General features: G+C 64.7%; 5 protein-coding genes. 3 read left to right on the top strand and 2 right to left on the bottom strand.

The window, feature by feature from the left end:
* Nucleotides 1-306: 306 nt before the first annotated feature.
* Nucleotides 307-1,164, bottom strand: coding sequence for a MaoC family dehydratase (locus DBO86_RS17075; RefSeq protein ID WP_104730356.1), 858 nt, complete (start codon nt 1,162-1,164; stop codon nt 307-309).
* 189 nt (nt 1,165-1,353) lie between these two features.
* On the opposite strand from DBO86_RS17075, the gene DBO86_RS17070 reads away from it, so the two are divergent.
* Nucleotides 1,354-2,346: an AraC family transcriptional regulator gene (locus DBO86_RS17070; protein ID WP_108234302.1), complete on the top strand. Its 993-nt coding sequence runs from the start codon at nt 1,354-1,356 to the stop codon at nt 2,344-2,346.
* A 123-nt stretch (nt 2,347-2,469) separates the two neighbouring features.
* On the opposite strand, the gene DBO86_RS17065 is transcribed toward DBO86_RS17070, so the two are convergent.
* Complete coding sequence (locus DBO86_RS17065) at nt 2,470-3,825, bottom strand: 3-oxoacyl-ACP reductase (protein WP_108234301.1); 1,356 nt, start codon at nt 3,823-3,825, stop codon at nt 2,470-2,472.
* Nucleotides 3,826-4,056: 231 nt separating this feature from the next.
* Here DBO86_RS17065 and DBO86_RS17060 point away from each other — a divergent pair, with 231 nt between their 5' ends.
* Together DBO86_RS17060 and DBO86_RS17055 are read left to right on the top strand one after the other, a co-directional pair.
* Nucleotides 4,057-5,334 carry an acetyl-CoA C-acetyltransferase gene (locus DBO86_RS17060; protein WP_108234300.1) on the top strand — a complete coding sequence of 426 codons (1,278 nt, stop codon included), beginning with the start codon at nt 4,057-4,059 and terminating at the stop codon, nt 5,332-5,334.
* Between the two features lie 419 nt (nt 5,335-5,753).
* The gene (locus DBO86_RS17055) at nt 5,754-7,193 is read left to right on the top strand and encodes a cytochrome ubiquinol oxidase subunit I (RefSeq protein ID WP_108234299.1); all 1,440 of its coding nucleotides are present in this window, start codon (nt 5,754-5,756) and stop codon (nt 7,191-7,193) included.
* Nucleotide 7,194 lies beyond the last annotated feature (1 nt).

Genomic DNA, 7,194 nt, shown 5'->3' with positions numbered 1-7,194 from the left:
CGTAGTAGAGATCCACTCGATTGCACAGTGACATGAACTGATGACGAACCGGTCGCACCGACCTGTGTGTAACCTGCTGCATCCATCGGCCCTCTGCTTTGCAAGGCCGCTAGCCCGGTTAGGCGCACAGGAGCGAAATTCATCATGGCTCAAGGCTAACGCCTTATCAGAAGTCGAATATACGGAAGCAGTCGTACCTAGGTTCAGAGGCAGATTATTTCACTGGCAAAACGGGAGGAGTCCATATACGGATGTAATCCGGGGCGGATGTTCTCGATATCAGCTCCCGGATAACATCGGACTACATCAGACAGTCAACGGCTGCCAGCTACCGGCCATATGCGGGGTGTCGCCTTCGCCGATCAGGCGGAACTGACCGCTGGCGCCAGGCTCGCTGGCCTGCAGGGCAACGTGGGTGGGCAGCAGCACCGGCTTCTGGAACCGCACCTCGACCACGTAGCCGGCCTGCGGCAGATGTGCATGCAGGGCCGCCAGGCTGCGCGCTTTGTTCCACAGGCCATGGGCGATCGCACGCGGGAAGCCGAACAGGCGTGCCGTTGCGGCGTACAGGTGGATCGGGTTGTAGTCGCCGGCCACGCGCGCGTAGCGCCGGCCGGTATCGGCGGGCGCGCCCCAGTCGGCCAGTGGCGTCAGCTCCAGCGGCGGCTGTTCGGCGCGCAGTGGCGCCTGCCCTTCGAGACGCAGGGCGCGGCAGAGAATGCGGCTGTCACCTTCCCAGAGCAGGCCGAGCTGATCTTCCAAACGGGTGATCAGGCTGAAGGTGGCGCCCTTGTCGTGCGGTTGCAGGTCGGTGACCTGCACGCTGATCTGGAACGGCCCCAGCCCGCCCAGTGGGCGCAGCACGCGGATACGATTTTCCAGATGCACGAGGCCCAGCAGCGGGAACGGAAAGCGGCGGTCGGTGAGCAACTTCATCTGCAGACTGAAGGCCAGCACATGCGGATAGACCGGTGGCAGGTACGGGCTGTCTGCGATGGCGCAGACCTGGCGATAGCGCGCCAGGTGCTGCGGCTCCACCTCCACACGGCAGCGCAGGCCGAGGTTGGGAAGCTGGCGGCCAGTCACCTTGCGGCGCAGCGCTGCGCGCAGGAACAGGCCGGGCAGGGCCGGTGGTGTGTCGAGATCGAGCCAGTCGATGGCCATTGGCGAACTCCTTGGCGAATGAATGACTGCAGCTTAACCCTCAGACCCACGCTGGCATTGGCTGTTCTGCCCGGCGTGTGCGCAGGCTAGCCAATTGGTCTGCGACGTGGTTTGCGCGCGGCGGCTCGCTGCCCCTAAGATGGCGCCGTTCACGAAAAATGCTCACTAATAAGAAGAACAGCAGGAATCATGCGTGATCTGACCGACGATGTGGCGCTGATGCGCCCGGTAATCGATGCCCTGCGTGCCAGTGGAACCGACCCTGACCGCGTGCTGGTGCGCGTTGGCCTGCCTCCTGGCGGCCTTCCGGCTGGCCGCTTTCCCCATGCGGCCCAGGCCGCGTTCTGGAAGGCTGCCAGCGAAGAGTGCGGCGAGGAGCACGTCGGCCTGTACCTGGCCCAGCACCTGCCCGCCTTCCATGGCCTGCTTCTGGAATACCTGTTTCTCTCCAGCGAAACCTTTGGCGTTGGCCTGCGCCACGCGCTGCGCTACGTGCGCCTGCTCTCCGACACCCTCAGCGCGCGTCTGGACGTGGACGGCGATATGGCCGTGCTGACGCTGGGCGTGGAGGCCGACACGCCGCGGCATTTTCCGGAGATGTTGGCGGGGGCGGTGAACCGTCTGTTCGCGGCCTTGACCGAAAACGATTTCCGCCCGCGTGAAGTGCGTTTCATACATGCCGAGGGCGCGCCCGCGGAACGCTACCAAGCGGTTTACGGCTGCCCGGTGCGCCTCGGCGCCGAGGACTGCGCGCTACTGTTCGACGCTGCGGTACTGGACAAGGCTTCGCGCCACGCCGCCCCGGAATTGCTGCGCATGCACGAGTCGCTGGCGCGGCGGCAATTGGCGGAAGTGGAGAGGCTGGACCTGGTGCGCCAGGTGCGCGAGCTGATCGCCGAGTTGTTGGTCAATGGCGGCGCCACCCTGGAACAGGTGGCAGCGCGCTTGAACATGCCGGCGCGGCGCTTGCGCGAGCGCCTGGCCATGGCTGGGGTGCGCTTCAACGACCTGATCACCGACTACCGCTGTCGCCTGGCCAAGGAGCTGCTGCTCAAGACCGACGAGCGCATCGAAGTGATAGTCGAGCGCACCGGCTTCTCCGAGCCGAGCACTTTCTATCGCGCGTTCAAGCGCTGGGTCGGGGAAACGCCGGTGGAGTTTCGCAAGCGCGGCAAAGGTTGATGCCATCCTGTGGGAGGGGCTTTAGCCGCGACCGTCGCCGCTGAAGCGCCTCCCACACATAGTTACTCGTGACCGTAGGGTGGGCCGGGCGGCGATCCGCTTCAGCCCACCAGCGCAACGGTCTCAGGCGCCCAGCAGGCTTTGCCCACACACGCGCAGCACCTGTGCGGTCACCGCGCCCGAGCCCGGTTGGGCGAACCAGGCCACGGCTTCGGCGACGTCCTGCGGCAGGCCACCCTGACTCATCGAATTCATCCGTCGCCCGGCTTCGCGGATGCCCAGCGGAATGGCGGCGGTCATCTGGGTTTCGATGAAGCCGGGGGCTACCGCGTTGATGCTGATGCCTTTCTTCGCCAGGGCCGGTGCCCAGGCCTGAGCCAGGCCGATCACGCCAGCCTTGCTCACCGCGTAGTTGGTCTGGCCCATGTTGCCGGCGATGCCGCTGATCGAGGCGATCAGCACCACGCGGCCGTTGTCGTGCAGCTTGTCGGCGTCCAGCAGCGCCTGGGTCAGCACCTGCGGCGCCTTGAGGTTGACGTCGATCACCGAGTTCCAGAACGCATCGCTCATCTTCGCCAGGGTCTTGTCGCGGGTGATGCCGGCGTTGTGCACGACGATATCCAGGCCCTCGGGCAGCGCCTCGACCAGGCGCTGCGGCGCGTCCTCGGCGCAGATGTCCAGGGTCACCGCCTGCCCACCCAGGCGCGCGGCCAACGCCTGCAGCGCATCGGCCGCCTGTGGTACATCGAGCAGCACCACCTCGGCGCCGTCACGCGCCAGCACTTCGGCGATGGCGGCACCGATGCCGCGCGAGGCGCCGGTGACCAGGGCCTTCTTGCCGGCCAATGGGCGCGTCCAGTCCTTGACCTGTTCGCCGCAGGCGCCCAGGCGCAGCACTTGGCCAGAAACATAGGCACTCTTGGGCGAGAGGAAGAAGCGCAGCGCGCCTTCCAGTTGCTGCTCGCCACCCTTGCCGACATAGAGCAACTGCACGCTGCCACCGCGACGGATTTCCTTGCCCAGCGAGCGGGTGAAACCTTCCAGTGAACGCTGCACGCTGGCGGCGATCGGGTCTTTGATCGACTCGGGCGCACGCCCCAGCACCACCACGCGAGGGCTATTGGCCAACCCCTTGAAGGTGGGCTGGAAGAAATCGCGCAGCTCGATCAGCTGTTCGAAACGGGTCAGGTGGCTGGCGTCGAATACCAGCGCCTTGAGTTTGGGGCCGTGCTCGGCGGTCCAGCGGGGCAGGTCGAGCTGGCCGTCGCGAGCTGAGAAGAGTTGATCGGTGAGCTTGTTGGCGAAGGGCATCACGGCCTGGAGCAGTTCGCCTTCACCACCGAGCAGCAGGGCGCCGTCCACCGGTCGCACGCGGCCGGCCATCCAGCGTTCCAGGCGCACAGGCGCCGGCAGGCCAAGGGCGCCGACCAGGCGGCGGCCAGTGGGGGAGTTGGCGAAGGCGAGGTAACGGTCGGACATGAAGGGCTCCTGCGGGCGAATCGAAAGTCGTGCCACTGTACGCGGCAGTTGGCAAAGCGCAATTGACTCTGTCGCCTCACATGCCGGCAAGGCGGCCAATGTTCGTACCTGTTTGAGGTTTAGCCTGTGCGGCCAGAAGGCTACAGTGTCAGTCTCATGTTTCTGGGAACCGGCTGACGGGCAATAGTTCGCCACAGGTTTCTTCGATTTCTCGACCAGCAAGGAGTCCCCATGACCCAGTTGCGCCGGGTCGCCATCGTAGGCGGCAATCGTATCCCGTTCGCCCGTTCCAACACTGTCTACGCCAGGGCGAGCAATCAGGAGATGTTGACCAGCGCCCTCGAAGGGCTGGTGGAGCGTTTCAATCTGCATGGCGAGCGCCTCGGTGAGGTGGTGGCCGGTGCCGTGCTCAAGCACTCGCGGGACTTCAACCTGACCCGTGAATGCGTGCTGGGCTCGCGCCTGGCGCCGGAGACGCCGGCCTACGACCTGCAGCAGGCCTGCGGCACCGGCCTGGAAGCGGCGATTCTGGTGGCCAACAAGATCGCTCTTGGGCAGATCGACTGTGGCATCGCCGGCGGCGTCGATACCACCTCCGATGCGCCCATCGGCGTCAACGAGGGGCTACGGCAGATTCTGCTCGAGGCCAATCGCAGCAAGAGCACCGGCGACAGGATCAAGAGCCTGCTGAAGATTCGCCCGCGCCACCTGGCGCCGCACATTCCGCGTAATGGTGAGCCGCGCACCGGCTTGTCGATGGGCGAGCACTGCGAGCTGATGGCGCAGCGCTGGGCCATCCCGCGTGACGAGCAGGATCAGCTGGCACTGGCCAGTCACCTGAAGCTGGCGGCGTCCTACGCCGAGGGTTGGCACGATGACCTGATGACGCCGTTTCTCGGCCTCACCCGCGACCAGAACCTGCGCCCGGACATCAGCGCGGAGAAGCTTGCGACCCTCAAGCCCTGTTTCGAGCGCGGACCGCGTGGCACGCTGACCCCGGCCAACTCCACGCCGCTGACCGATGGCGCCTCGCTGGTGCTGCTGGCCAGCGAGGAATGGGCCAAGGCCCGCGGCTTGCCGGTGCTGGCTTACCTGCGCGATGGCGAAGCGGCGGCGGTGGACTTCGTCCAGGGCAAAGAGGGCCTGCTCATGGCACCGGTGTACGCGGTGCCGCGTCTGCTGGCGCGCAATGGCCTGACCCTGCAGGACTTTGACTACTACGAGATCCACGAGGCCTTCGCCGCTCAGGTGCTGTGCACGCTCAAGGCCTGGGAAGACGCCGACTACTGCAAGGAGCGCCTGGGCCTGGACGCCGCCCTGGGGTCCATCGACCGCAGCAAGATGAACGTCAAGGGCAGCTCGCTGGCTGCCGGTCACCCGTTCGCGGCCACCGGTGGACGCATCGTCGCCAACTTGGCCAAGCTGCTGTCGGTGGCCAGTGAGGGGCGCGGTTTGATCTCCATCTGCGCGGCAGGCGGTCAGGGTGTGACCGCAATCCTCGAGCGGTAATCCAATACGGGTGGTTGCAAGTCATCGCGATCACTCGATGTAAGCAACTCCGTGATTCGAGCGGCCCGCGTAGCGCGTGGCCGCTCTTTTTTTGCGCGCAGGTTCGCGGCGGGGCGCCGCTCCTACAGGTGGGGGCCACAGCTTTTCGTAGGAGCCCCGCCCCGGGGCGAAGCTTTTTTGGTAAGCGCTGCGGTGGCCTGTCGCGCGGCAAATCACCACAGCGCCAGTTATGCCTTTAGCGGCTAGTCTTTTAGTATGCATTGATCCAGATCAATACGCCTTTTCGCGCTTTACTCAGCAGCTTCTCGGCTGCATACCACTTCCATAAGAACAATTTCAGTTCGTTTGACTCCAACACTTGGAGTCTATGGATCGGCTTTACGTGCTGGGGCCGAAATAACCCTGAATGAGGATGTGACATGTTCGGTCTAGAGGCGCTTGATCTCGCCCGAATCCAGTTTGCCTTCACCATTTCCTTCCACATCGTCTTCCCGGCCATCACCATCGGCCTGGCCAGTTATCTGGCGGTGCTCGAAGGTCTGTGGCTGAAGACCGGCAATACGCTATATCGCGATCTCTACCACTTCTGGTCGAAGATCTTCGCGGTCAATTTCGGCATGGGCGTAGTCTCCGGTCTGGTAATGGCCTATCAGTTCGGCACCAACTGGAGCGCATTCTCCGATTTTGCCGGGGCGGTCACCGGGCCACTACTGACGTACGAGGTGCTCACCGCGTTCTTCCTCGAAGCGGGCTTCCTCGGCGTCATGCTGTTCGGCTGGAATCGCGTCGGACCGGGCCTGCACTTCTTCTCCACGGTGATGGTGGCCATCGGCACACTGATCTCGACTTTCTGGATTCTCGCCTCCAATAGCTGGATGCACACGCCGCAGGGGTTCGAGATCATCGACGGGCGGGTGATTCCGGTGGACTGGTTCGCCGTGGTGTTCAACCCGTCGTTCCCCTATCGCCTGGCGCATATGGCTACGGCGGCGTTCCTCGCCACCGCCTTCTTCGTTGGCGCCTCGGCGGCCTGGCACCTGCTGCGCGGGCGTGACAACCCGGCGATCCGCAAGATGCTCTCGATGGCACTGTGGATGGCCCTGCTGGTGGCGCCGGTGCAGGCCTTCATCGGTGACCTGCACGGCCTCAACACGCTCAAGTATCAGCCGGCGAAGATTGCCGCCATCGAGGGCCACTGGGAGAACGTCGGCGACGAGCCAACCCCGCTGATCCTCTTCGGCTGGCCGGACATGGAGCGCGAGGAAACCCGCTTCAAGGTGGAAATCCCCGCGCTCGGCAGCCTGATTCTCACGCACAGCCTGGACAAGCAGGTGCCGGCGCTCAAGGACTTCCCGCCGGAAGACCGGGCCAATTCCACCATCGTCTTCTGGACCTTCCGCGTCATGGTCGCCATGGGCCTGATGATGATCCTCACCGGCTTGTGGGGCACCTGGCTGCGTCGCGGCGAGCGGTTGTATACCTGCCGGCCGTTCCTGCACCTGGCGGTGTGGATGGGCCCCAGCGGGATCATCGCCATCCTCGCGGGCTGGTACACCACCGAGATCGGCCGCCAGCCCTGGATCGTTCATGGCCTGATGCGTACCGCCGATGCTTCATCAGGGCATAGTGCGGCGCAGCTGGGCTTCACTCTGGCGCTGTTCGTGGTGGTCTATTTCGTACTGTTCGGTGCCGGCATCGGCTACATGCTGCGTCTGGTGCGCAAGGGGCCGAAGCTCGATGAGGGCAAGCAAGTGTCTTCCGGTGGTCCTGGTCAGCCGCGTACGCCGGCACGGCCGTTGTCGGCTGCCGAAGAAGGCCTGGACGATGGCGAAACCGACACCTTGCCGCAGAGGAATTGAA

Source organism: Ectopseudomonas oleovorans (assembly GCF_003052605.1).
In the GTDB taxonomy this organism is placed as follows: Bacteria; Pseudomonadota; Gammaproteobacteria; order Pseudomonadales; family Pseudomonadaceae; genus Aquipseudomonas; species Aquipseudomonas oleovorans_A.
Note: the sequence above shows the minus strand (reverse complement) of the source record. Positions and strands in the feature narration are given on the sequence as shown.

What these genes read in the sequence shown, in the direction of transcription:
- DBO86_RS17055 (WP_108234299.1), top strand. Translation starts at nt 5,754, where the DNA reads ATGTTCGGTCTAGAGGCGCTTGATCTCGCCCGAATCCAGTTTGCCTTC.
- DBO86_RS17070 (WP_108234302.1), top strand. Translation starts at nt 1,354, where the DNA reads ATGCGTGATCTGACCGACGATGTGGCGCTGATGCGCCCGGTAATCGAT.
- DBO86_RS17075 (WP_104730356.1), bottom strand. Translation starts at nt 1,164, where the DNA reads ATGGCCATCGACTGGCTCGATCTCGACACACCACCGGCCCTGCCCGGC.
- DBO86_RS17060 (WP_108234300.1), top strand. Translation starts at nt 4,057, where the DNA reads ATGACCCAGTTGCGCCGGGTCGCCATCGTAGGCGGCAATCGTATCCCG.
- DBO86_RS17065 (WP_108234301.1), bottom strand. Translation starts at nt 3,825, where the DNA reads ATGTCCGACCGTTACCTCGCCTTCGCCAACTCCCCCACTGGCCGCCGC.